Consider the following 21915-nt stretch of genomic DNA (forward strand, 5'->3'; position numbering starts at 1 on the left):
GGGCGGTCAATGGCAACGTAATAGGGACGTCCGTGACAGGAACGTGGCACACACAGTGACTCCCCGGGTACCCGGAGCAGAGGCGTCCGCTCCCCGGTCCGGGGGCAGGATCACGAGGAGTCGGGTTACCGTTCCGAGTGGCTGCTGCGTGCTTTTCCCGTTTGACACACCGGCGGGAGGTACCGTCACACTCCGCAGCAGTGCCGTGACCACGGACCAGACCATGGCCGCATCCATGGAACAGAACGGCTCCAACCGCCGACCGGAGAGAAGAGCGAAGTTGTCCCCGACCAGCGAGACCGCACAGGGCGGCCGCCGACTCGTCATCGTCGAGTCGCCCGCCAAGGCGAAGACGATCAAGGGCTATCTCGGCCCTGGGTACGTCGTCGAAGCGAGCGTCGGGCACATCCGCGACCTCCCCAGCGGCGCGGCCGAGGTCCCCGAGAAGTACACGGGTGAGGTCCGCCGGCTCGGCGTGGACGTCGAGCACGACTTCCAGCCGATCTATGTGGTCAACGCGGATAAGAAAGCCCAGGTCAAGAAGCTCAAGGACCTACTGAAGGACTCCGACGAACTCTTCCTGGCCACCGATGAGGACCGCGAGGGCGAAGCCATCGCGTGGCACCTCCTTGAGGTCCTGAAGCCCAAGGTTCCCGTCCACCGGATGGTCTTCCACGAGATCACCAAGGACGCGATCCGCTCCGCCGTCGCCAACCCGCGCGAGCTCAACAAGCGCATGGTCGACGCCCAGGAGACCCGCCGTATCCTCGACCGCCTCTACGGCTACGAGGTCTCGCCGGTCCTGTGGAAGAAGGTCATGCCGCGCCTGTCGGCGGGCCGCGTCCAGTCGGTCGCCACCCGCCTCGTCGTCGAGCGGGAGCGCGAGCGCATCGCCTTCCGCTCCGCCGAGTACTGGGACCTGACCGGCACCTTCGCGACGGGCCGCGCCGGTGACCCGTCCGACCCGTCGTCGCTGGTGGCCCGCCTGTCGGCGGTCGACGGCAAGCGCATCGCGCAGGGCCGCGACTTCAACTCCCTGGGACAGCTGAAGTCGGACACGCTGCACCTGGACGAGGCGAACGCCCGCGCGCTCGCCGCCGCCCTGGAGCAGACGGACTTCGTGGTCCGCTCGGTCGAGTCCAAGCCGTACCGCCGCTCGCCGTACGCGCCTTTCCGTACGACGACGATGCAGCAGGAGGCCTCGCGCAAGCTGGGCTTCGGTGCGAAGGCGACCATGCAGGTGGCCCAGAAGCTGTACGAGAACGGCTTCATCACCTATATGCGTACGGACTCCACGACCCTGTCGGACACGGCGGTCAGCGCCGCCCGTGCCCAGGTCACGCAGTTGTACGGGGCCGACTACCTGCCGGACAAGCCGCGCACGTACGCGGGCAAGGTCAAGAACGCGCAGGAGGCGCACGAGGCCATCCGTCCCTCGGGCGACCGCTTCCGCACGCCCGCCGAGACCGGCCTGACCGGCGACCAGTTCCGCCTGTACGAGCTGATCTGGAAGCGGACCGTCGCCTCCCAGATGAAGGACGCCGTCGGGAACAGCGTGACGGTGAAGATCGGCGGTCGCTCCAGCGACGGCCGCGACGCCGAGTTCAGCGCGTCCGGCAAGACGATCACCTTCCACGGCTTCATGAAGGCGTACGTCGAAGGCGCCGACGACCCGAACGCGGAGCTGGACGACCGCGAGCGCCGCCTTCCGCAGGTCGCCGAGGGCGACGCGCTGTCCGCCGAGGAGATCTCGGTCGACGGCCACGCCACCAAGCCGCCGGCCCGCTACACCGAGGCCTCGCTGGTCAAGGAACTCGAAGAGCGCGAGATCGGCCGCCCGTCGACGTACGCGTCGATCATCGGCACGATCCTCGACCGCGGCTACGTCTTCAAGAAGGGGACGGCTCTCGTGCCCTCCTTCTTGTCGTTCGCCGTCGTCAACCTCCTGGAGAAGCACTTCGGGCGGCTCGTCGACTACAGCTTCACCGCGTCCATGGAGGACGACCTCGACCGCATCGCGCGGGGCGAGGCCCAGTCCGTGCCGTGGCTGAAGCGCTTCTACTTCGGTGAGGGCTCCCCGGGCGCCGGCGGCGCCGCCGACGCGGGCAACGGCGACGGCGACCACCTCGGCGGCCTCAAGGAACTCGTCACCGACCTGGGCGCGATCGACGCCCGCGAGGTCTCGTCGTTCCCCGTCGGCAACGACATCGTGCTGCGCGTCGGCCGCTACGGCCCCTACGTGGAGCGCGGCGAGCGCGACGCCGAGAACCACCAGCGCGCCGACGTCCCCGAGGACCTCGCCCCCGACGAGCTCTCCGTCGAGTACGCGGAGGAACTGCTCGCCAAGCCGAGCGGTGACTTCGAACTCGGCACCGACCCCGTCTCCGGGCACCAGATCATCGCCAAGGACGGCCGCTACGGCCCGTACGTCACCGAGGTGCTCCCCGAGGGCACCCCGAAGACCGGGAAGAACGCGGTCAAGCCGCGCACGGCCTCGCTCTTCAAGTCCATGTCGCTCGACACGGTGACGCTGGACGACGCCCTGAAGCTGATGTCGCTGCCGCGCGTGGTGGGCGCCGACGCCGAGGGCGTGGAGATCACCGCACAGAACGGCCGGTACGGCCCGTACCTGAAGAAGGGCACGGACTCGCGCTCGCTCACGGCCGAGGAGCAGCTCTTCACCATCACGCTCGAAGAGGCGCTGGAGATCTACTCCCAGCCCAAGCAGCGCGGGCGCGCGGCCGCCAAGCCGCCGCTGAAGGAGCTCGGCACCGACCCGGTCAGCGAGAAGCCCGTCGTCGTGAAGGACGGCCGCTTCGGCGCCTACGTCACGGACGGCGAGACGAACGCGACCCTGCGGGCGTCGGACTCCGTGGAGGACATCACGCCCGAGCGCGGCTACGAGCTGCTCGCGGAGAAGCGGGCCAAGGGCCCCGCCAAGAAGACGGCGAAAAAGGCCGCTAAGAAGGCGCCCGCCAAGAAGACGGCCGCCAAGAAGACCGCCGCCAAGAAGACGACCGCGGCGAAGAAGACGACGGCCGCAAAGAAGACCGCTGCCAAGAAGGCCCCCGCCAAGAAGGCGGCTCCGGCCGAGTAGTACGCGGCGAGCGGTACGTGGGCAGTACGCGCGGACGCCTCCGGGATCGATACCCCGGGGGCGTCCGTTTGTTCGGGCGGGGCCTTTGCGTGTCGGTACGGCCCGATAGGCTGGACGAATGACCCGTGCCGAGCAGCCAACGGCCCCCCACACGGCCACCGACGACGCCCTGGTAGCGGACTCCCGAGAGCGCGCCGTGCGCGCACTCCTGCGTGTACCGCAGTTGAAGAGGCTGTGGTCCGCCCAGCTTGTCGGCGGGGTCGGTGACGTCCTCGGACTGCTTGTGCTCGTGGTCCTCGCGCTCCAGGCGGCCATCTCCCAGGGCTCCTTCGGCGGCGGCTACCGGGGCGTGGCCTTCGCCGTCGCCGCCGTGTTCGGGGCGCGCATCCTGTCGACGCTGCTCTTCGGAGCGGTGCTCCTCGGGCCGCTGACCTCCCTGACCACGCCCGGCGGACCGCTCGACCGGCGCTGGACCATGGTCGGCGCCGACGGACTGCGGGCCGCGCTGCTCATCGTCGCGCCCCTGTGGATCGACTGGACGCCGGACAACGCACTGGCGCTGATCCTCGTGACGGCCTTCGTCGCCGGGGTGGCCGAGCGGTTCTGGACCGTCGCCAAGGAGAGCGCCGCGCCCGCGCTGCTGCCCGCGCCGCCCCTGGAGGGCGCGGCCGTGCGGCCGCTTCCGGACCACATGGATGCGCTGCGCCGGCTCTCGCTGCGTACTTCTTTTGTCGCGATCCCGCTGGCCGCCGCCGTGCTCGTCGTCGTGACCCTCGTGCAGAACCTGATCGGCGCCGGCGTCGACTGGTTCGCGCAGCACCAGGTGGCGCTCTCCTCCTATGTCGGGGCCGGGCTCTTCGCCGCCTCCTTGTCCGTCGTCTTCTTCCTCGAACTTCCCGGCACGCAGACGCCCCGCGCGCGCTCGCCCCTCGAAGGGCTGCGCCGCCCGAAGACCGGCGCTGGCATCGACAAGGGCCGCACGGGCGCGATCCCGCTGCTCGTCCTCGCCTGCGCCGCCGTCGCCGCCGCCATCTCGGCCGCCGTCGCCGTCTCCGTGCTGCACGCCAAGGACCTGGACGGCGGCCCGGTGACGTTCGGGCTGCTCGTGCTCGGCCTGACCGGCGGCACCGTCGTCGGCATCCGCACCGCGCCCACCGTGCTGCCCTCGCTGTCGCGCCGCCGCCTGCTCGCCCTCGCCATCGCGCTCACCGGCATCGGGCTGCTCGCCGCGGGCCTCGTGCCCGACGTGACCAGCGTCATCCTGATCGTCGCGCTCTCCGGGGTCGCCGCGGGCATCGCCGCCAACACCGGGCACACCCTGCTCGACCAGGAGACCGAGGAGTACCGGCGGGCCCGCGTCACCGAGCACCTCCAGGCCGTCGTACGGGTCAGCGTCGCGCTCGGCGCCCTGATCGCGCCGGTCGTCGCCGCGCTGATCGGACGGCACCGCCTGGAGAGCGGCAAGTTCGTCTTCGCGCACGGCGGCGCCGCCTTCACGCTGATGCTGGTCGGCGCGCTGCTGCTGCCCGTCGCCGCGTTCGTCCTCGCCAAGACCGACGACCGCAGCGGCGTACCGCTGCGCCAGGACCTGAAGGACGCGCTGCTCGGCGGGAACGACCCGGCGCAGGCCCCCGCCACGACCGGATTCTTCATCGCCCTCGAAGGCGGCGACGGAGCCGGGAAGTCCACCCAGGCCACCGCGCTCGCGGAGTGGATCCGCGGCAAGGGCCACGAAGTCGTCGTCACGCGCGAGCCGGGAGCGACGCCCGTCGGCAAGCGGCTGCGGTCGATCCTGCTCGACGTGTCGAGCGCCGGTCTGTCGCACCGCGCGGAGGCGCTGTTGTACGCGGCCGACCGCGCGGAGCACGTCGACACCGTCGTCCGCCCCGCCCTGGAGCGCGGCGCCGTGGTCATCTCCGACCGCTACATCGACTCGTCCGTCGCCTACCAGGGCGCGGGCCGCGACCTCTCCCCGGTCGAGGTCGCCCGGATCAACCGCTGGGCGACCAGCGGTCTCGTACCGCATCTGACCGTGCTGCTCGACGTCGACCCGGAGGCCGCGCGCGAACGGTTCACCGAGGCGCCGGACCGGCTCGAGTCGGAGCCGCTCGAGTTCCACACGCGCGTGCGCTCCGGCTTCCTCACGCTGGCCGCCGGTGACCCCGGGCGCTACCTCGTCGTGGACGCGGGCCAGGAGCCGGAGGCCGTCACCACCGTCATCCGGCACCGTCTCGACGTACTCCTGCCGCTCTCCGAAGCCGAGATCAAGGCCCAGGAAGAGGCCAGGAAGGCCGCCGAGGAAGAGGCCCGCAGGAAGGCCGAGGAAGAGGCCGCCCGCAAGGCCGAGGAGGAGCGGCTCGAGCGCGAGCGCCAGGAGCAGCTCGCCAAGCTCCGCGCCGAGGAGGAGGAGCGCCAGCGCCGCGAGCTGGAGGAGGCGCAGCGCATCGAGGCCGAGCGCCAGGCCGAAGAGGCCCGCCGACGCGCCGAGGAAGCGCGCAAGAAGGCCGAGGAGGAGCGGGCCCGCCTGCTCGCCGAGGAGCAGCAGCGCGCCGCCGAGGAGGAGCGCCGCCGCAAGCAGGCCGAGGAGGAGGCGCGGCTTCGGGCCGAGGCCGAGGAGCGGCGCCTGGAGAAGCAGCGCAAGGCCGAGGAGGCGTTGCTGCGCGCGGAGGAGGCGCGGCGCCTCGCTGCGGCGGCGAGCGCGGCGGCCCAGGACAGCGCGACGACGCAGTTCCGCAAGGCGGAGCTGCGCAAGCCGCCGGTGTCCGAGGTGCCGGACAACGAGACGACCGTGCCCACGCCGATCGTGCGGCCGCAGCAGCCGTCCGAGGCCGAGGAGACGGCGGTGCTGCCGCCCGTGCGGGACACCGCCCCGTCCGACGCCTCCGACGCCTCCGACGCCTCCGACGCCGAGGAGACCGCGGTGCTGCCGCAGCCGCCCGCCGGTGCGGCCGACGAGACCGCCGTGCTGCCGCAGGTGCCGGACGACGCGGCGGGGAAGGTGCCGCCGGGCTTCTTCCGTGACGAGCGGCCCGCGCCGGCCCGCCCCGACGGGGCCAACGACCGTACGGCCGAGCTGCCGCAGGTCGACGAGGAGGGCCGGCCGCGGCGCCGCCCCCGCTCCGACTGGGCGGAGGAGACACCGCTGGACGACCTGCCGTCGCTGGCGGACGAGCTGCTCGGCGGCGTGGACGACGTCGACGGTGACGAGCGGCGGGGCCGGCGCCGGTAGGGCGCGGCGCCGGGCTTCGACGCCAGGCTTTGACGCCAGGCTTCGGCGCCGGGCTTTGACGCCAGGCTTTGGCACCGGGCTTTGGCGCCGGGTTTTCAGGCCTGGCGCAGCTCCACCCAGTCGACCGTGTCGCCGTCGAGGCGGTAGCGGTCGACCTCGACCGTGAAGCCGGCCCGCTCGGCGAAGCGCAGACCGGCCGTGTTCGACGTGAGCACGACCGTCTCGACGGCTGTAGCGCCTCGCGTGCGGGCCGCGGCGAGGGCGCGCTCGTACAGGGCGGTGCCGTGACCGCGGCCGCGGTGGGCGGGCAGCACGCGCGAGATCACGGTGGCCGTGCCCTCGCGCGGCGGCCGCACCGTGGTGCAGCCGATGGGCTCGTCGCCGAGGTACGCGGTCTCCATGACGTTGCGGCCGGCGCGTTCGCGTACGTCGTCGAGGGAGAGGTACGCGGACTCGACCGGCACGATCGTGTTGTGCAGGTGCTGCCAGTCGCGGAGCAGGGCGTCCGGGGAGTCGCCGGTCAGGGTTTCGATACGCAGTTCGGTACGGGATTCGGTACGGGGCTCGCTACGGGGGTTCGTCACCGCCGTATCCAATCGTGGCCGGGGTCGGTTGTCAGCGGGGTTTTCCACAGGTCGTCCGGGTTGTCAGTGGCGCCCGGCACAATGGCTACAGCTTTGAGGAAGGGCGGTGCCGCATGGCCGTATGGGACGACCTGGTCGGTCAGGAGCGCGTGGTCGTGACGCTGGACGCGGCGGCGCGGGACGCGGACGCCCTGGTGACGGCGGCGGCAGCCGACACCCCGCCGCCCCCGGCGTCGAAGATGACGCACGCCTGGCTGTTCACCGGACCGCCGGGCGCGGGCCGGGTCGCGGCGGCCCGCGCCTTCGCCGCCGCGCTCCAGTGCGTGTCCCCGGACAGAGCCCTCGGCGGTGCCCCCGGCTGCGGCTTCTGCGACGGCTGCCACACGGCGCTGCTCGGCACGCACGCGGACGTCTCGACGGTCGCCGCCGACGGCGCGCAGATCCTCGTGGCCGACATGCGCGACACCGTCCGCAAGTCGTACACGTCACCGGCGGGCGGCCGCTGGCAGGTGATCCTCGTCGAGGACGCGGAGCGGCTGAACGAGAAGTCGGCGAACGCGGTCCTCAAGGCCGTCGAGGAGCCCGCCCCCCGCACCGTGTGGCTGCTGTGCGCGCCCTCCGTGGAGGACGTGCTCCCCACCATCCGATCCCGCTGCCGCCTCCTGACCCTGTCCACCCCGGCGGTCGACGCCGTCGCCGACATGCTCGTACGACGCGACGGCATCGAGCCGCAGGTCGCAGCCCAGGTCGCCCGCGCCACACAGGGCCACATCGACCGGGCCCGCCGCCTGGCCACGGACCCGCGCGCGCGGGAGCGCAGAGCGGCCGTCCTGAAGGTGCCGCTGCGCGTCGAGGACATCGGCGGCTGCCTCAAGGCCGCCCAGGAGCTGGTGGACGCGGCGGCCGAGGACTCCAAGCAGATCGCCGAAGAGGTCGACACCAAGGAGACCGAGGAGCTGAAGGCGGCGCTCGGCGGCCAGTCCGGCGGGCGGATGCCGCGCGGCACGGCGGGCGTCATGAAGGACCTGGAGGACAAGCAGAAGCGCCGCCGCACGAGATCGCAGCGCGACAGCCTCGACCTGGCCCTCACCGACCTCACGAGCGTCTACCGGGACGTGCTGGCGTTGCAGCTCGGCTCGCGGGTGGCGCTGGCGAACACGGAGATACAGGACACCCTGGAGCGCCTCGCGCGCGGCTCGTCGCCGGAGTCGACGCTGCGCCGGATCGAGGCGATCGGAGCATGCCGGGTGGCACTGGACCGGAACGTGGCGCCGTTGCTGGCGGTCGAGGCGATGACGGTGGCACTGCGGGCGGGGTAGCCGACGGCACCGCCAGAACCGAGGAGGGGGACGCCACCGAATGTGACGCCTCATTCGCGGAGCGTTACGCTCGCCCGATGTACTTCTGGCGCCATCCCCTCACCCTTCGCCGCCCTCGCCCCGCTCTGCTCGCCGCTGCCGCCGGGCTGCTGCTCGTAGGCGTCACGGGCTGTGCCCCGGCGGGTTCGGACACCGCGGACGCCTCGCTCGCCGCGCTGCCGCGCGCGACCCCGGCCGAGCTGACCTCGTACTACGAGCAGACCCCGAAGTGGCGCGAGTGCGGCGTGCCCGGCTTCGAGTGCGCCACGCTCAAGGCGCCGCTCGACTACGACCGGCCGACGGGCGGCGACATCGACCTCGCGGTCTCCCGCAAGAAGGCCACCGGCCCCGGCAAGCGCCTCGGCTCACTGCTCGTCAACCCGGGCGGCCCCGGCGGCTCCGCGATCGGCTACCTCCAGTCGTACGCGGGCATCGGCTACCCCGAGCAGGTCCGCGCCCGCTACGACATGGTCGCCGTCGACCCGCGCGGCGTGGCCCGCAGCGCGCCCGTCACCTGCCTCGACGGCAAGCAGATGGACGCGTACACGCAGACCGACGTCACCCCCGACGACGCCCGCGAGCAGAAGGTCCTCGGCGCGGCCTTCGAGAAGTTCGCGACCGGCTGCGAGACGTCCGACGCGACGTCGAAGCGGGTCCTGCCGCACGTGTCCACCATCGAGGCGGCCCGCGACATGGACCTCGTCCGCGCGGCGCTCGGCGACGAGAAGCTGAACTATGTGGGCGCCTCGTACGGGACGTTCCTCGGCGCGACGTACGCCGGGCTCTACCCGGAGCGCGTCGGGCGTCTCGTCCTCGACGGCGCCATGGACCCCTCCCTCGACGCGCGCGAACTGAACCGGCAGCAGACCGCCGGCTTCGAGACGGCGTTCACCTCCTTCGCGAAGGACTGCGTGGGCCGCTCCGACTGCCCGCTCGGCACCGGCACCCCGGACCAGGCGGGCGACCGCCTCGGCGAGTTCTTCTCCGCGCTCGACAAGAAGCCGCTGGCCACCGGCGACCCCGACGGCCGCACACTCGGCGAGGCGCTCGCCACCACGGGAGTCATCGCGGCGATGTACGACGAGGGGGCCTGGCCGCAACTGCGCGAGGCGCTCACCGCCGCGATCAAGCAGAAGGACGGCGCGGGCCTGCTCGCCCTCTCCGACAGCTACTACGAGCGCGACCCCGACGGCACGTACACCAACCTGATGTTCGCCAACGCCGCCGTGAACTGCCTCGACCAGCCGCCGTCCTTCACCACACCCGAGGAGGTCGAGGCCGCGCTGCCCTCCTTCGAGAAGGCGTCCCCCGTCTTCGGCGCCGGCCTCGCCTGGTCCGCGCTGAACTGCGCGCACTGGCCCGTGAAGCCGACCGGCGAGGCGCACCGCATCACCGCCGACGGAGCCGCCCCCATCGTCGTCGTCGGCACCACCCGCGACCCGGCGACCCCCTACCCGTGGGCCGTCTCCCTCGCCGACCAGCTCTCCTCCGGCCACCTCCTCACGTACGAGGGCGACGGCCACACGGCGTACGGCCGCGGCAGCGACTGCATCGACTCGGCGATCGACACCTACCTCCTGGACGGCACCCCGCCGAAGGACGGAAAGCGCTGCTCGTGACGGGTGAGCGCCGATCTCAGCTGGTCATAAAGGCTGTGCGGAGCACCCCTGGGGAGCGTGTAGGATTGGCGACGTTGCTGACGCACTCCGGTGCGCGTAGCGGCGCCGCCTTAGCTCAGATGGCCAGAGCAACGCACTCGTAATGCGTAGGTCTCGGGTTCGAATCCCGAAGGCGGCTCAGAGATAAACCCGCTGCTCAACGGCGGTAAGAGACTGGCCCCCGTCAAGATCGCTGACGGGGGCCAGTACGCATTTAGTACACGTGATTCTGATCGCTAGGCGTCAGTGAGCGACGCATCCGCTAGGGCTAGTGCGACCTTTCGCCCGGCGTCGAGCGCGTCGGCAACCTCGTCGAGCCGGTCCGGGAACAGATGCCCGTAGATGTTCAGCGTCATCGACGCGTCCTTGTGTCCGAGCATGAGCTGAACCACCTTCACGTCGGCGCCGGCCGCGATGGCGAGAGACGCGGCCGTGTGCCGCAACTTGTGCGGCGTGATGCCCATCCCGCCGAGCCCTGCCGCCTTCACGGCCGGATCGAATATCCGCGACCGGAAGTTCGCGTAGCGGAGTGGCCCACCCTCGGGAGCCGTGAACAGCAGCCCGTCAGCAGGCCGCCCGTGGGCGAGCGTGCCCAGCTCGTCGGCGAACGACCGGGGGAGCGGCACCGAGCGCTTCTCGTGGTTCTTCACCGGCCCCAGGGCCAAGTGCCCTGACACGTCGGTGTAGTTCTGCACGATCCGAATCCGGCGCTTCGGCACCGACAGGCGGCCCGCCTTCACCGCGGACGCCTCCGCCCACCGGATCCCGCAGTACCCGAGCGTCAGGATCAGCAGCCGGTACTCACCAGCAGCCAGGGCCAGGCGCTCGAGCTCGTCGTAGGTGAGATAGACGTGCTCGTCCTCGTCGTCCGGCCGCGGCAACTCATGGTCGTGGCAAGGGCTCACGGAGATGCGCTTGGAGAACACGGCGTGCTTCAGGACCATCGCGAGAACCCGGTACGCCTTGATGATCCGGGCCGCCCCGAGCTGCTTCCCCGCCTTGCCCGGCTCTGTCTCCAACTCCGTCAGCCAGGCGTTCACGTCCTCCCACTGCACCGCCGCGACCTGCCAGTCACCCCACTTGGGGATCACGTAGTTGTCCAGCAGGTCGCGATAGTCGCGCTTCGTGGTCCGGCCGATCTTCCGCTTCGACGCGATCCACTCCTCGGCGACGACCTTGACCGGGGCCTTCCCAGACTTCGGGTCGCGATACGAACCCTTGTCGAGGCGGGCCGTGATCGCATCCTTCTCAGCCTCGGCCTGCGGCAGCTTGGTGAACGTCTTCGCCTTCGGCTTCCCGTCAGGCCCGTACCAGCGCACCCGCCACCGGCCCGGCGCCTGCCGCTTCGCACCCTCACGCTTCGCGGCCTGCCACTTCTCCATCGCCGCCAGGTACTCCGCGTGATTCGCACGGTCCTCGATCCACACTCGCGCCATCAGTCGCCCCCCTCCACTGCATCCCTGCCGCCGTCACGGAACCGCACAAGCTGTTCATGCTCCACGGCCAGCCGACCGAGCTCGGCCTCTGTCCTCTCCAGTGAGGTACGCGCCTGGTGCAGGGCATCCTCGAATCCGTGCTCGTCTCCCTCGACGCTCCACTTGGAGCGGACGATGGCCTTCATCACGTCTTCGTGAGCAGCCTCGAGCGCGCGGCCGGCGGGGTGCTGCATCGCCTCGCGAAGGTTCGGGGGGAGAGAGGCGAGGGCGTACTCCATGGCGGCCGTCTGCTCCTGACCGGGCGCGATCTGCAGCGGGCGCTTGTTGCTGGCCCATGCCCAGGCGATGTCGCTGGGCACCGCGCCGGCCCCGGTGACCTCGACGGCCTCGGTGGCCGAGTCCTTGAGCGGCAGGAGGAGGGCTGACGGGCTCACACCAAAGACGGCAGCCAGTGCCGTCAGTTCATCGGCTGTGACCACTCGCTGCTTGTTCTCCATGCGGGTGATCCCGGAGGCGGGGATGGGGCGCCCTGCCTGTTCGAGCTTCGCAGCGAGCTGGCGAGTGGTCAGGCTCGCGCGCTCTCGGAGGCGGGCCACGTTCTCGGCGACGTTCTTACCGGTCGGACCTACTTCGATGGCGCGTCGCCCTCTTCGCTGCTCAGTCATGGGAGACAGCGTAAGCAACAGCGCCCGGCTTGTAATGCGGCTGGTATCCGCTACCATCTCGTTCACCGGTGCATCATGGCATCATACGGTTCTATGTAGCAACACCGAGGGCTTGAAGGGATCAGGGATGCACTCTCGATCACCCAAAGTAGGGAAGCCGAACACTGACGGGGACACACTCATGACCCCTCGGCAGGTTCACGAGGAGTACGGGTTCAGCACGCAGACGCTGGCGAACTGGCGTTGGTCCGGGCTTGGGCCCAGCTACATCAAGCAGACCCCCGGCCGGTCCGGCCGCGTGAAGTACCGCCGCTCCGCCATCGAGGCATGGCTCGAGGCGCAGACCGTGCAGGTCGGGGACGCCAGCGCATGACCCACAACGCAGAAACGGCCCGGAGGGAAGCCGGGCCGTTTCAGAAACACTCCGCTGCGGGCGGTGAGTCTGCGTCCATCGTGGCACATCTCGGTTGTTCCGGGGGAGTGCGCCGTAGCGGTGCCCCAAATCCACGCGCGAGTGTGCGCCGCACCAGCGGAGCCAGGACCGGCCCTCGCCCTCGCGATCGGAAGCCCCGCATGTCCAGCACCAAGCCGGGCGCCTGGCCCGTAGAACAGCCCGGCGACCTCGACGCCACCGCCCCGATCGACAACCAGGGCGCCCAGTACGTCAGGTACCAGTCCGAGCAAGCGCGTGCCCACCACGTGCGCGACAGCATCGAGCAGCACCTACGGGAGCAGCCCAGCGCGCAGGCGGTCAGGGCAGTCGAGCGGATCTACCTCACCTACATCAGCCAGACCAGCGACCGAGTGATCGCTGACCTGAAAGGCACGGAGACCAGCCAGTGAGCCGCAAGTTGACCCCGCGTGAGCGACGGCATCGCGCGATGCACGCGTTCATCGACCGCGGCTGCCCTGTTTCCCCCCTCAGCCCCATGGCCAAGGTCCCCCCGAAGTCGTGCCCGCAATGCGACATCAAGTCGGACGACTACGTTCGCCACCACGGGATCAAGGACTGCCCCCACCCGCCGGACATGTGCCATGGCTTCCACGCCGCCACCCTCGACCACGACAAGGCGCAGTCGTGGATCGACCGCATGCCCGACCTCAACTTCGCCATCTCGCCGGGGCCGGCCGGGCTCGTCATCGTCGACCTCGACACGAACAAGAACGGCGGCCCCGTCCCGGACAAGTACGCCAAGATTCCCGGCGTTCGTAACGGCTTCGACGTATGGGCCCTCGCCCTCGAGCGGTACAAGGCCAAGCACCCGACCGACACCATGCAGGTCGGCACCCCGAACCTCGGCCTCCACATCTGGCTCAAGCTCCCCGACGGCGTCGTCATCAACAAGTCCGAAGGCGCCTTCGGCTGGCTCGTCGACATCCGCTCCACCAACAGCTACATCGTCGGCCCGACCAGCGTCACCAAAGACGGCGAGTACCGACGCATCGGCGACGCTACCGCGCCCGCCATGGCCCCCGACTGGCTGCTCCACCACCTCGAGCACACCGGACACAAGCCCAAGCCATCCCCGGTTCCCCGTCCTCGGCGCCCCCGCGACCACACCCCGCAGGACGACCGTGAGCTGCGCGGCAAGACGCTGCAGGATCTCGGCAACGAGCTGGCCACCGCCAGCGAGAGCGAACGCCACACCGTCCTGGTCCGTGTCGCCTGCGCCGCCGCCTTCATGGTCGACCGCGGCCTCTGCTCCGAAGGGGACATGCGTAACGAGCTGTACGCCGCTGGCCACCAGGCCCAGCGCACCGACTACGAGATCCACAAGGCCATCGAATCCGGCCTCTCCTACGCCGCCGGGAGGGCCTGATGGCAGACCTGAACGACCAGCTCGACGCAGATCCGTGGGAGGGCGACGTGCCTCCCATGCCCGAGCCGGAGTCGGACCCCAACGAAGCACTGGCCCAACTGTTCGTGCCTGGCGGCTCGTTCGTCCTCGACGTGCCGGAGACCCCGCCATCGGTATGGGGATCAGAGGCTGACGTGCTGTGGGCCGAAGGCGAAGCCCTGATGATCGCCGCGCCCCAGGGAGCGGGCAAGACCACGGTGGCGTTTCAGGTCGTGCGTGCCCGCCTCGGACTCCAGGACACCGTCCTGGGCCTGCCCGTGACCCCCGGAGAGCGCGTGCTCTACCTGGCCATGGACCGGCCGGCGCAGGCCCAGCGCGCGGCACACCGCCTCTTCGTCCTCGACGATCGAGAGTTCCTCAACGACCGGCTCGTCTTCTGGAAAGGGCCGCCGCCGTTCGACCTGGCCAAGCGTCCCGAAATCCTCGTCGCGATGTGCGAGCGGGCGAAGGCCGACACCGTCGTCATCGACAGTCTGAAGGACGCAGCCATCGGCCTGTCGGACGACGAAGTCGGCGCCGGATACAACCGCGCCAGGCAGAAGGCCCTCACCGAAGGCGTGCAAGTCCTCGAGCTGCACCACAACCGCAAGGCCGGCACCAACGGCGGCGAGCCCAACACGATCTCCGACGTGTACGGATCCGTCTGGCTCACCTCCGGCACTGGCTCCGTGATCTCCCTGTACGGCGACCCCGGCGACCCCGTCGTCTCGTTCCGGCACCTGAAGCAGCCCATGAACGAGGTCGGACCCTTCCGTGTCGTACATGACCACCCGAGCGGCACGTCGTCCGTTCAGCAGACGACTGACCTGATCGAACTGGTGCGGAACGGTGGGCCCGAAGGACTCACCGCGAAGCGGGCGGCGGAAGACCTGTTCGAGACGAACAAGCCAACTCCGGCGCAGGTCGAGAAGGCTCGGCGGCGGCTAGAGAAGCTGCACAACGAGGGCTTCCTGCTCCGCCACAACGGCGCGTCCAAGACCAGCGCGGCGACGTACTACCTGCAGATGCGGTCGGTGTCGTGAGCGAGCCATGCAGCTTCACGAACTGCTTCACGCGGCCGTTTCCGCGTGAGGCTTCACGCCCCTCCCACGCGCTTCACGCTGACGGCATCGCCGCAGGTCACAGCTTCACGGCCTACTTCACGCCGCTCACACGCCCAGCTTCACGTTTTCACCCCCCTCTTAACAGGGGGTGAAACGTGAGCGCGCCACCACACCCCCTCTCGAAAGTCCTTCTCACGCTCACCTCAGGAGACCCACATGAGCAACCGAACGCTCACCCCCGGCCCTCTCGAAGCCCTCACTGACGACATCCGCAACCACCGGTACGCCATCGTGCAGACCGCCATCGAACGCGTCCCCAGCCGGCTCCGCGCCCCCAAGTGCGCTGAGCCTGACGGCTGCACGCGGCCCCCCACCCTCGTCACGCTCGCCCTCGCCCAGGTCGCCACCGAAGACGACGGCGCGACCGGACTCGGCTTCGCCCGCGACGGACTCGGCGACATCATCCGCATCGCCGTCTGTCACGACCACCGCGTCGAGGCATCGCACGACCTGTACTTCGTGCTCACCGGACGGACCAGGCCCGACGGCATCCGCGCCTTCGACCTGCCCGGCCAGCACATGCAGTGGATATAGCCCACGAATTCCGTCCGCACGGCAGACGGATCACCCGTCACCACTGATGACGGGTTCACCATTACCGAGGAGAACTCATGAACATCGCCACCGGATCCGTCCTCAACATGGCGCCCGCAGGCCACGACTGGGTCATCGCTTTCGACGAGGGCGACGAGACCCAGCCCGAGGTCGTCCGCCCGGTCATCGGCTGGGCCACCGTCGTGGAGGCGCACCTCACCGACGGCACTGTCACCACCTGTGTGCAGCCGGCGTTCCTGTACGTCGACATGGTGTGGACGCCGAACGAGCTCCGCGAGCACAACCCCGCTGTCTCCGGCTTCGAGCTCCGTGCCCGCGAGATCACCCGCACCGCGGCCACCGAGGGCCGGGGCTAACCCGCACAACTGAGGCCGCCCCGCGGGAACCGGGGCGGCCTCCCACCCAGCATCCCGCAACCGTGTCGGCATCGACACGGTTGCCCACCCCGAAGGAGTTCGCCGCAACTACCGATTCCGTGAGGCACTGGCAGGACCGGCTCACAATGGCCGCCCACACCCTCATGACGGCCTACGCCGATTTCAGGGTCCGCGGCTACGACAAAGAGCCCAGCCTCATCAGCCTCGCGCTCCGCGACTGACCGGTCAGCGTTGCAGTGGACCTGATCCAACTCCCGGACGACGAGGCCGAGTCGGCCGTACCTTCACACCACAGACCAGCCGCAATCGGGAGGAATCTTGATCGAATACATCGCGCGCTCCGGACCGCCCGAAGCCATGAACTGCCCGGCCTTCGTCTGCGACGCCTGCCGCAAGCAGGTCGTCGGCGAAGGCATCGTCACCTGGGCCACCACCATCGGCGACGGCACCCCCGGCCCACACCGCCAGTCCCCGCTGTACGTCGCCCACAAAGGCGACTGCGGCCGCAAGGTCGAAGCCATGGTCAACGCCGGATACCCGCTCTCCGAAGGATGGGTCGACCTCTGGGAAGACATCCCCGACTTCCTCAAGCACCTCACCCACAACGCCACCGACGCCTTCGCCGACGACCCCGACGGCGAATACCACCAGCACACCCTCGCCGGCGCGAAGAAGCCCGAGGAGCGACGATGACCAGTCAGCCCAGTGCCACCAATACCGAAGTCGTCACTGCCGCCGTACAGATCAAGACGCTGACCGTCAGCGGAAAGAGCATGACGCAGAACATCTTCCGGCAGCTGATCAAGCAGCCCGTCATCAACACCGCCGGGGGAATCAACGGAACACCGTGGGGCACCATCAACTACCACCCCGACCGCTGCGACGATCTCGGCGAACACCTGCACATCGTGTGGCAGCTCGGGACGGAACTCCGCCGCGCCACGGCCTTCCCGCCTATGCACGCCTACCACCAGCATCCCCTCGCCAGCGAGTACATCATGGCCCGAATCGCAGAAGGCGAGATCCGGCAGGACGGCAAGGGCATGACCGCGTACCGCGACCCCCAGGAACACCAGATCTCCGCCCAGGCCCCCCTCCGCGGAACGATGTTCTCCGGAGTTGTCAGCCAGCCCTTCTATGACGCCTGGAACTCAACGGCGCATCCATCCACGGACTACAAGAAGAACCAACTCCGCAAGCTGGAAGAGCAGTACGCGAAGGACTACGGCAGTCCCTTGCGCCCCTCTGCGGAGCTAGCCGAGCTGCTGCCGGTCACCGAGTACCAGCAGTCTTGGCGAACCCTTCAGCAGCTTCCGCAGCTGTTCATCGGCCGCTGACGAGCACGACGGCCGGGCCCGCTCGAATCAGGCCCGGCCTACTTCCCCAGTCTCCCTCAGCCCCCGCCCGGAACGTGGAGAGACGATGGCCACCGACGGCCAGGAACTCATAGCCGCAGCCCTCGCATCCGCCGAGGACCGCGTACAGCAGAAGATCGAAGCCGCCCGGAAGCGCCGCGAACGCGACCGCCAGCAGCGCGAACAACGGGCCGCAGCACGAACCGCAGGGCTCAGCAGAAGGCACGCAGCCAAGCTGCGGAACCTCGGATCCCAGGAAAACCCCGACGAGGCAGAGCGCCACGCAGCTGTGACCGAGACGGTCACGGTTGCGGCTCCGGCGCTCGGAGTCGCAACCGTTGCTCAGCAGGCAACGACTGCGTCCGTCAGCACGACAGACGCAAAACGCGACCGTGGGCATATCCCCACAGTTGCCAGGTCCCCGAAGGGCCCCACAACAGACTGTCAGCCCGACAGCCTCATCCCCAACGACAGCCGAGCGAGGGACCGGTGGGCGCAGGCCTGCGGTCAGGCGCGCGCGGGAGACGTCGAGAGCGAAGGTGTCCGATCATGAAGTTGGCGTTGAAGGATCTTCGTTGGCATGAGGATGCTGCGGCGATGGCTCGCCGGGCCGGCTGGGTGGTGTTCGCCCAGACTCGGGAGCAGCAGCGCCCGGAGGATCCGACGTTCATGGCGTCGAAGGGCGGCACGGTGATCGCCGTATGGCTGCGGTCGGCTGCTGTGCGGCCGTCGCGGATGCCACCGTTGAACAGGTTCGTCGGAGTGGCGGGCTACTGCTGGTCGCCGCGGGATGTGGCGCAGGCGCGGATGGTGCTGATGACGGCCGCGCTGCCGCCTGGCGGAGTGTCCGATGGTTCGGCGTGAGTTGCCGCCTGGTGCGGCTGGCCTGGTGCGGGAGGACGGCAGCGTCGTCGTGCCTCCCGCCCTGGCCGGCGAGGTGTTGCGGCGTCTGTTGCGTGACCTGTCGGCGGAGGTGCGGGCGAACGGCGGCCGACTGACCCCGCAGATCTACCGCTTGTTGTGGGCGCTGCGTAGCGCCCAGGACGAGGGCGAGAAGGGGTCCGGTCTGGTCCGGACCCCTGGCGGTTCCGTGGCCGGAACTCCCTTTGAGGGCGCGGCCATTGTGGAGACAGCTGCGGAGACGGCCCGCCGGATGGGCTGCTCGGAGTCCTACGTGCGTCGGCTGGCCCGGTCGGGCCAACTGCCGGCGCGGAAGGTGGGGACGACGTGGCTGATCACTGCGGCGGCTGGTGCCGTCGACGACGAGACGGAGGCGGCATGAGTGAGCAGATGACGGCGGCGCAGGCCCAACTCGAGGACGCGAGGCGGCAGAAGGCCGAGGCCGACGACCTGATCGCTGCGCTTGAGGAACGGGTGCAGTCCGGCGGCGAGGAAGTCACAGCGCTTGAGATGGGCGAGCGGTACGGCGTGCAGCGCCTTGCGGCTCTGCAACAGCGGCGCGCCGAGCAGCTGGTCGCCGACGCCGAGGCGGCCGACCTCGAGCGGCGGCGCCAGGAAGCCGAGGAGACGGCCCGGCAGGAGCTCGAGGCGCTGAGTCCGGAGGTGCTGGCGGATGCGTGCGAGGCGGCCCTGAAGGCGATCGATGAGGTGCAGCGTCTCGCCGCTGACCGCCAGGCCGCGACGCGTCGGCACGCGGACACCTTCATCGACCTGGGGATGTCGGACCGGATCGTTCACCGTGACGGTGGCTGGGTGGTGTTCGAAGCCGGCGGTGGCCGGTACGACACGCATGAGAACCACTTCACGGAGCGCGCGCTGCTCGCCGTGATCGAGGGTGAGCGCAACCGGCGGAAGCTGATCCCGGGCAGGCGGGCCAAGGGGTTCACGGACCCGGAGCCTGACCGTCACATCGTGGCGCAGCTGCTCGCCGCGAAGACGGACGTGACGACGAGTCGAGAGGCGGCGTGATGACGGAGCAGATCGGCGCTCAGGAAATCGCGGGCATGACGCCGGGCGAGATCGCAGCCGCCGCGCAGGCCGGCCAGTTCAGCGAGTACCTGGCGGCGCCGCGGCAGTCAGTGCGGCCGTACACGGTGCCGGTCGACGCGGAAGGGCGGCCGGTCGTGCAGATGACGGCCGCGGAGGTCGAGGCGCTGAGCCCCCGCGAGAAGGTGGCCGCCCTGCACGGCGGGCAGTTGGCGGCGTACATGGCGGGCGACGCCGCTCAGCCGGCTGGCGGGGCAGAGATGTGAGCGCCCCTTCGCTTGAGGTGGTCGTGTACGAGCTGCTGCGCGCTCGGCACGAGGGTGATGAGGAGCGGGCCCATCTGCTGGTGCGGAAGCTGTCGCGTCGGGATCTGCAGGCCGTCGTGAAGGGGCTCACGGATGTGGCGCTGTCCTCGCTGGACGGGGCGCTGCGGACGTCCGGGCACGAGGACCCTCAGGGGTGGATCGGCGGCTTCCTCGAGAGGGTGTCGGGGAAGGCCGTCGACGCTGCAGTCAACGCTCAAGTCTTCGAGGATCCACCGCCGTTCCTCCGGTAGACCTCCCACCGGAAAACGAAGGGCCCGCCGCCGCGGCATGGTGGCGGGCCCTTCGTTCTGCGTTAGTCGTCAGTCTCGGCGTCGGCTTCCAGGGCCAGACGGCGGAGGATGTCAGCCGAGGTGACTGCGGGGTTGTGTCGGTCGTGCTCCTGCGCGAGGTCGTGGAAAGCGCGCGCGAAGGCTCCGAACGCTCGGGCGACACCGGGGGTGAGCGCGGTAGCGGCGATGGTGGCGATCTCTTGCGGCGAGGCGCCATCGGGGATCTCGGCCTCAGCGACCATGAACTCGTCGACGATCTCCCCGACTAGCTTCATGCCGTCAGCCGGGGGATCCTGGTCGGCGCCCGGGCTACCAGTCCAAGTGCTCAACTCGGTAAGGATGGCGACGACCTTCCGTATGACCTCTGCATCGTTCATGGCGAGAGCGTAGATCCCCCTGCCTTTCCACAGCTGTGGATTACGGCGTGAGGGTCTCGGCGGTACCGAAACCCTCGACCCTCTAACCGCATAAGGGATGCGATTCGTAGCCTTTGACCTGCGGCGCGATAGGGCTGATGCACGGTGATGGCACGCGCGGGCTCGCCGCGCGACACGCTGAACAAACCTGTAGAACCGCGCTGTCCCGCGGCCGTGTGGCGACCTATGGGGTGACAGCCCAACACCCCAGGGAGGGGATCAACTTGATCACCGAGATCTGCCGCTGCGGCCACGCCATCACCTTCACGGCCACTCGCGTTGGCGAGCAGCCCAAGGACGTCCGTCACGTCGACGTTCCCGGCCAGCCCGCGGAGTGCCCGAAGTAGCTCACGAGAGAGGCCCCCATGCCGACATGGGGGCCTCTCGTTCTGCGGTGGTCAGCGCGCTGGCTTCCAGTCGTGATCGAGGAGGGCGGCGTGCGCGGCGCCCACGATCATCGTGATGGCGAGGACCCCGCCGATCCAGTTGCTGTCGCCGAAGACCGCTGTGTTGCCGAGGGTGCTGCCCCACGTGATGGCGGCGTAGACGATCGCCGGGATGAAGTTGGTGACGCCCTTCTTCGCGGCGATGAAGAACAGGATCGGCGTCACGAGGCCGGCGGACGCGAGGACGGCCACCACCCAGATCACCTTGTGCTTGGTGGTGGCGTACATGCGGGCGCGGATGGGCGCGTTGAGGTACTGGTCAGCCATGGTCCCCCCAGGTGGTCGGAGGGATGAGTGTGGCGTCAGCCCGTGGGTGAGGGTCCGTGTTGTCGCCAACTGTCCGTCGCTGCTCCGAAGTGAGCGCCTGGCGCACGGAGTTGTACGGGCTGGGGGTGGGCACCAGCGCCCACCCTTTCGTAGTGCCCGGTTCAGCTGTACTTGGGGACGCGGAGCGCGGTGATGGCGCCGGTGAAGCCGGAGGCGAAGTCGATGTGAACCTGGCCGCCGCGCTGGTTGAAGCGGGCCGAGTCGAGCGGGCCGACGAAAACGTCCCCGCCCGCGGCGACGCTCACGGTCAGCCCTCCCTGCCCGGCCATCCATGCAGCGGCACCACTGTCGCCGGCCTTGACGGTGAACGTCTTCGTGTTGCCCGCGGTGTTGGTGACGCGCAGGACTGTCTGGTCGGGGCCGGCGTCATTGAGGGCGGCGCCGTTGGTGACGAGCGTCGCGTCGATGGCGGTCCCGGCCGGGGCGGCGGTGGGAGCGTTCGCGGCGAGGGGCGTGTACGGGATCGGGGTGCGCGGCATGGGCTTCTCCTCGTAGGTCAGTGGGCGCGGGCGGGGTGGGAGCGGCCGGCGTCGGAGACGGCGGCGGCGTAGAGGGTCCGGCACTCGGGGAGGGTGAGGCGCAGGACGTCTGCGAGGCGTTCGGCGACGGCCATGGACGGCACGCGCTGCCCGGCCTCGAGGCGGGACAGGTACGGCTGCGGGATCCCCGCGTCGCGGGAGGTCTGCCCCTGGGTGAGGCCGGCGCGCTGCCGTGCGTCACGCAGGAGCGGGCCGAGCGCCTTCGGAGGTGTGCGCCGCACCCTGATGAGCACCTTCGATCCCATCCCCAGAACCCCTTTCAACCTTTGAATCGTAGCCCGAATCATGCCCTAGGGCATACAATCAACGGTTAGGTGTCCGTCTTCCTTGGCTTTGGTCGGTCCTGGGGCGGGCACCGCCTTCGATTCG

25 protein-coding genes and 1 tRNA gene are annotated in these 21915 nt (G+C 69.8%); 19 read left to right on the forward strand and 7 right to left on the reverse strand.

What is annotated here, in order from left to right; all coding sequences use genetic code 11:
- Positions 1–280 precede the first annotated feature (280 nt).
- The gene (topA, locus tag AB0L37_RS24610) at positions 281–3097 is read left to right on the forward strand and encodes a type I DNA topoisomerase (RefSeq protein ID WP_365509292.1); all 2817 of its coding nucleotides are present in this window, start codon (positions 281–283) and stop codon (positions 3095–3097) included.
- 118 nt (positions 3098–3215) lie between these two features.
- On the forward strand, positions 3216–6326 hold the full coding sequence (gene tmk, locus AB0L37_RS24615; protein WP_365509295.1) for a dTMP kinase: 3111 nt from the start codon (positions 3216–3218) through the stop codon (positions 6324–6326).
- Between the two features lie 95 nt (positions 6327–6421).
- On the opposite strand, the gene AB0L37_RS24620 is transcribed toward tmk, so the two are convergent.
- Complete coding sequence (locus AB0L37_RS24620) at positions 6422–6910, reverse strand: GNAT family N-acetyltransferase (RefSeq protein ID WP_365509298.1); 489 nt, start codon at positions 6908–6910, stop codon at positions 6422–6424.
- A 113-nt stretch (positions 6911–7023) separates the two neighbouring features.
- Here AB0L37_RS24620 and AB0L37_RS24625 point away from each other — a divergent pair, with 113 nt between their 5' ends.
- The 3 genes from AB0L37_RS24625 (at position 7024) to AB0L37_RS24635 (ending at position 10065) form a co-directional block, all read left to right on the forward strand.
- The gene (locus tag AB0L37_RS24625; protein WP_365509301.1) at positions 7024–8229 is read left to right on the forward strand and encodes a DNA polymerase III subunit delta'; all 1206 of its coding nucleotides are present in this window, start codon (positions 7024–7026) and stop codon (positions 8227–8229) included.
- A gap of 77 nt (positions 8230–8306) precedes the next feature.
- The gene (locus AB0L37_RS24630) at positions 8307–9887 is read left to right on the forward strand and encodes an alpha/beta hydrolase (protein WP_365509304.1); all 1581 of its coding nucleotides are present in this window, start codon (positions 8307–8309) and stop codon (positions 9885–9887) included.
- 104 nt (positions 9888–9991) lie between these two features.
- A tRNA-Thr gene (locus AB0L37_RS24635) sits at positions 9992–10065 on the forward strand.
- A 97-nt stretch (positions 10066–10162) separates the two neighbouring features.
- Here AB0L37_RS24635 and AB0L37_RS24640 read toward each other — a convergent pair.
- Together AB0L37_RS24640 and AB0L37_RS24645 are read right to left on the reverse strand one after the other, a co-directional pair.
- A complete protein-coding gene (locus AB0L37_RS24640; RefSeq protein WP_365509307.1) occupies positions 10163–11362 on the reverse strand; it encodes a tyrosine-type recombinase/integrase in 1200 nt (399 codons plus the stop codon).
- The gene (locus tag AB0L37_RS24645) at positions 11362–12027 is read right to left on the reverse strand and encodes a helix-turn-helix transcriptional regulator (protein WP_365509310.1); all 666 of its coding nucleotides are present in this window, start codon (positions 12025–12027) and stop codon (positions 11362–11364) included. Before AB0L37_RS24645 ends, AB0L37_RS24640 begins: the two co-directional genes overlap by 1 nt.
- Positions 12028–12208: 181 nt before the next feature.
- Between AB0L37_RS24645 and AB0L37_RS24650 the strand changes: the two genes are divergently transcribed.
- The 14 genes from AB0L37_RS24650 (at position 12209) to AB0L37_RS24715 (ending at position 19779) form a co-directional block, all read left to right on the forward strand.
- Positions 12209–12400, forward strand: coding sequence for a helix-turn-helix domain-containing protein (locus AB0L37_RS24650; RefSeq protein ID WP_365509313.1), 192 nt, complete (start codon positions 12209–12211; stop codon positions 12398–12400).
- Positions 12401–12600: 200 nt separating this feature from the next.
- On the forward strand, positions 12601–12870 hold the full coding sequence (locus tag AB0L37_RS24655; RefSeq protein ID WP_365509316.1) for a hypothetical protein: 270 nt from the start codon (positions 12601–12603) through the stop codon (positions 12868–12870).
- A 38-nt stretch (positions 12871–12908) separates the two neighbouring features.
- Positions 12909–13847 (forward strand): bifunctional DNA primase/polymerase, encoded by a 939-nt coding sequence (locus AB0L37_RS24660; RefSeq protein WP_365509710.1) that lies wholly within the window; start codon positions 12909–12911, stop codon positions 13845–13847.
- The gene (locus AB0L37_RS24665; RefSeq protein ID WP_365509319.1) at positions 13847–14908 is read left to right on the forward strand and encodes an AAA family ATPase; all 1062 of its coding nucleotides are present in this window, start codon (positions 13847–13849) and stop codon (positions 14906–14908) included. The genes AB0L37_RS24660 and AB0L37_RS24665 overlap by 1 nt, the downstream gene beginning before the upstream one ends.
- Positions 14909–15145: 237 nt before the next feature.
- A complete protein-coding gene (locus AB0L37_RS24670; protein ID WP_365509322.1) occupies positions 15146–15523 on the forward strand; it encodes a hypothetical protein in 378 nt (125 codons plus the stop codon).
- Positions 15524–15600: 77 nt separating this feature from the next.
- Entirely contained in the window at positions 15601–15900 is a 300-nt protein-coding gene (locus tag AB0L37_RS24675) for a hypothetical protein (protein ID WP_365509325.1), read from the forward strand.
- 339 nt (positions 15901–16239) lie between these two features.
- The gene (locus tag AB0L37_RS24680; RefSeq protein WP_365509328.1) at positions 16240–16614 is read left to right on the forward strand and encodes a hypothetical protein; all 375 of its coding nucleotides are present in this window, start codon (positions 16240–16242) and stop codon (positions 16612–16614) included.
- A complete protein-coding gene (locus AB0L37_RS24685) occupies positions 16611–17258 on the forward strand; it encodes a hypothetical protein (protein ID WP_365509331.1) in 648 nt (215 codons plus the stop codon). The genes AB0L37_RS24680 and AB0L37_RS24685 overlap by 4 nt, the downstream gene beginning before the upstream one ends.
- Before the next feature lie 85 nt (positions 17259–17343).
- The gene (locus AB0L37_RS24690; RefSeq protein WP_365509334.1) at positions 17344–17829 is read left to right on the forward strand and encodes a hypothetical protein; all 486 of its coding nucleotides are present in this window, start codon (positions 17344–17346) and stop codon (positions 17827–17829) included.
- Positions 17826–18140, forward strand: a complete 315-nt coding sequence (locus tag AB0L37_RS24695) for a hypothetical protein (RefSeq protein ID WP_365509337.1) — start codon at positions 17826–17828, stop codon at positions 18138–18140. The genes AB0L37_RS24690 and AB0L37_RS24695 overlap by 4 nt, the downstream gene beginning before the upstream one ends.
- 49 nt (positions 18141–18189) lie before the next feature.
- The gene (locus AB0L37_RS24700) at positions 18190–18558 is read left to right on the forward strand and encodes a helix-turn-helix domain-containing protein (RefSeq protein WP_365509339.1); all 369 of its coding nucleotides are present in this window, start codon (positions 18190–18192) and stop codon (positions 18556–18558) included.
- Positions 18555–19205 carry a hypothetical protein gene (locus AB0L37_RS24705; protein ID WP_365509342.1) on the forward strand — a complete coding sequence of 217 codons (651 nt, stop codon included), beginning with the start codon at positions 18555–18557 and terminating at the stop codon, positions 19203–19205. Before AB0L37_RS24700 ends, AB0L37_RS24705 begins: the two co-directional genes overlap by 4 nt.
- Positions 19205–19489, forward strand: coding sequence for a hypothetical protein (locus tag AB0L37_RS24710; RefSeq protein WP_365509345.1), 285 nt, complete (start codon positions 19205–19207; stop codon positions 19487–19489). Before AB0L37_RS24705 ends, AB0L37_RS24710 begins: the two co-directional genes overlap by 1 nt.
- Positions 19490–19512: 23 nt before the next feature.
- Positions 19513–19779, forward strand: coding sequence for a hypothetical protein (locus tag AB0L37_RS24715; protein ID WP_365509348.1), 267 nt, complete (start codon positions 19513–19515; stop codon positions 19777–19779).
- 62 nt (positions 19780–19841) lie between these two features.
- On the opposite strand, the gene AB0L37_RS24720 is transcribed toward AB0L37_RS24715, so the two are convergent.
- The 4 genes from AB0L37_RS24720 to AB0L37_RS24735 form a co-directional block, all read right to left on the reverse strand.
- Positions 19842–20195 carry a hypothetical protein gene (locus AB0L37_RS24720; protein ID WP_365509351.1) on the reverse strand — a complete coding sequence of 118 codons (354 nt, stop codon included), beginning with the start codon at positions 20193–20195 and terminating at the stop codon, positions 19842–19844.
- 437 nt (positions 20196–20632) lie between these two features.
- Positions 20633–20947: a hypothetical protein gene (locus tag AB0L37_RS24725; protein ID WP_365509354.1), complete on the reverse strand. Its 315-nt coding sequence runs from the start codon at positions 20945–20947 to the stop codon at positions 20633–20635.
- 161 nt (positions 20948–21108) lie between these two features.
- Entirely contained in the window at positions 21109–21486 is a 378-nt protein-coding gene (locus tag AB0L37_RS24730) for a hypothetical protein (RefSeq protein WP_365509357.1), read from the reverse strand.
- 17 nt (positions 21487–21503) lie between these two features.
- On the reverse strand, positions 21504–21791 hold the full coding sequence (locus AB0L37_RS24735) for a helix-turn-helix transcriptional regulator (RefSeq protein WP_365509360.1): 288 nt from the start codon (positions 21789–21791) through the stop codon (positions 21504–21506).
- Between the last annotated feature and the right edge of the window lie 124 nt (positions 21792–21915).

Source organism: Streptomyces sp. NPDC052225, from assembly GCF_040679615.1.
In the GTDB taxonomy this organism is placed as follows: domain Bacteria; phylum Actinomycetota; class Actinomycetes; order Streptomycetales; family Streptomycetaceae; genus Streptomyces.

Bases quoted from the DNA above. Each gene is read 5' to 3' on its own strand.
- tmk (WP_365509295.1), top strand. From the start codon at position 3,216: ATGACCCGTGCCGAGCAGCCAACGGCCCCCCACACGGCCACCGACGAC.
- AB0L37_RS24625 (WP_365509301.1), top strand. From the start codon at position 7,024: ATGGCCGTATGGGACGACCTGGTCGGTCAGGAGCGCGTGGTCGTGACG.
- AB0L37_RS24630 (WP_365509304.1), top strand. From the start codon at position 8,307: ATGTACTTCTGGCGCCATCCCCTCACCCTTCGCCGCCCTCGCCCCGCT.
- AB0L37_RS24640 (WP_365509307.1), bottom strand. From the start codon at position 11,362: ATGGCGCGAGTGTGGATCGAGGACCGTGCGAATCACGCGGAGTACCTG.
- AB0L37_RS24645 (WP_365509310.1), bottom strand. From the start codon at position 12,027: ATGACTGAGCAGCGAAGAGGGCGACGCGCCATCGAAGTAGGTCCGACC.
- AB0L37_RS24650 (WP_365509313.1), top strand. From the start codon at position 12,209: ATGACCCCTCGGCAGGTTCACGAGGAGTACGGGTTCAGCACGCAGACG.
- AB0L37_RS24655 (WP_365509316.1), top strand. From the start codon at position 12,601: ATGTCCAGCACCAAGCCGGGCGCCTGGCCCGTAGAACAGCCCGGCGAC.
- AB0L37_RS24660 (WP_365509710.1), top strand. From the start codon at position 12,909: ATGCACGCGTTCATCGACCGCGGCTGCCCTGTTTCCCCCCTCAGCCCC.
- AB0L37_RS24665 (WP_365509319.1), top strand. From the start codon at position 13,847: ATGGCAGACCTGAACGACCAGCTCGACGCAGATCCGTGGGAGGGCGAC.
- AB0L37_RS24670 (WP_365509322.1), top strand. From the start codon at position 15,146: ATGAGCAACCGAACGCTCACCCCCGGCCCTCTCGAAGCCCTCACTGAC.
- AB0L37_RS24675 (WP_365509325.1), top strand. From the start codon at position 15,601: ATGAACATCGCCACCGGATCCGTCCTCAACATGGCGCCCGCAGGCCAC.
- AB0L37_RS24685 (WP_365509331.1), top strand. From the start codon at position 16,611: ATGACCAGTCAGCCCAGTGCCACCAATACCGAAGTCGTCACTGCCGCC.
- AB0L37_RS24690 (WP_365509334.1), top strand. From the start codon at position 17,344: ATGGCCACCGACGGCCAGGAACTCATAGCCGCAGCCCTCGCATCCGCC.
- AB0L37_RS24695 (WP_365509337.1), top strand. From the start codon at position 17,826: ATGAAGTTGGCGTTGAAGGATCTTCGTTGGCATGAGGATGCTGCGGCG.
- AB0L37_RS24705 (WP_365509342.1), top strand. From the start codon at position 18,555: ATGAGTGAGCAGATGACGGCGGCGCAGGCCCAACTCGAGGACGCGAGG.
- AB0L37_RS24710 (WP_365509345.1), top strand. From the start codon at position 19,205: ATGACGGAGCAGATCGGCGCTCAGGAAATCGCGGGCATGACGCCGGGC.
- AB0L37_RS24720 (WP_365509351.1), bottom strand. From the start codon at position 20,195: ATGAACGATGCAGAGGTCATACGGAAGGTCGTCGCCATCCTTACCGAG.
- AB0L37_RS24725 (WP_365509354.1), bottom strand. From the start codon at position 20,947: ATGGCTGACCAGTACCTCAACGCGCCCATCCGCGCCCGCATGTACGCC.
- AB0L37_RS24730 (WP_365509357.1), bottom strand. From the start codon at position 21,486: ATGCCGCGCACCCCGATCCCGTACACGCCCCTCGCCGCGAACGCTCCC.
- AB0L37_RS24735 (WP_365509360.1), bottom strand. From the start codon at position 21,791: ATGGGATCGAAGGTGCTCATCAGGGTGCGGCGCACACCTCCGAAGGCG.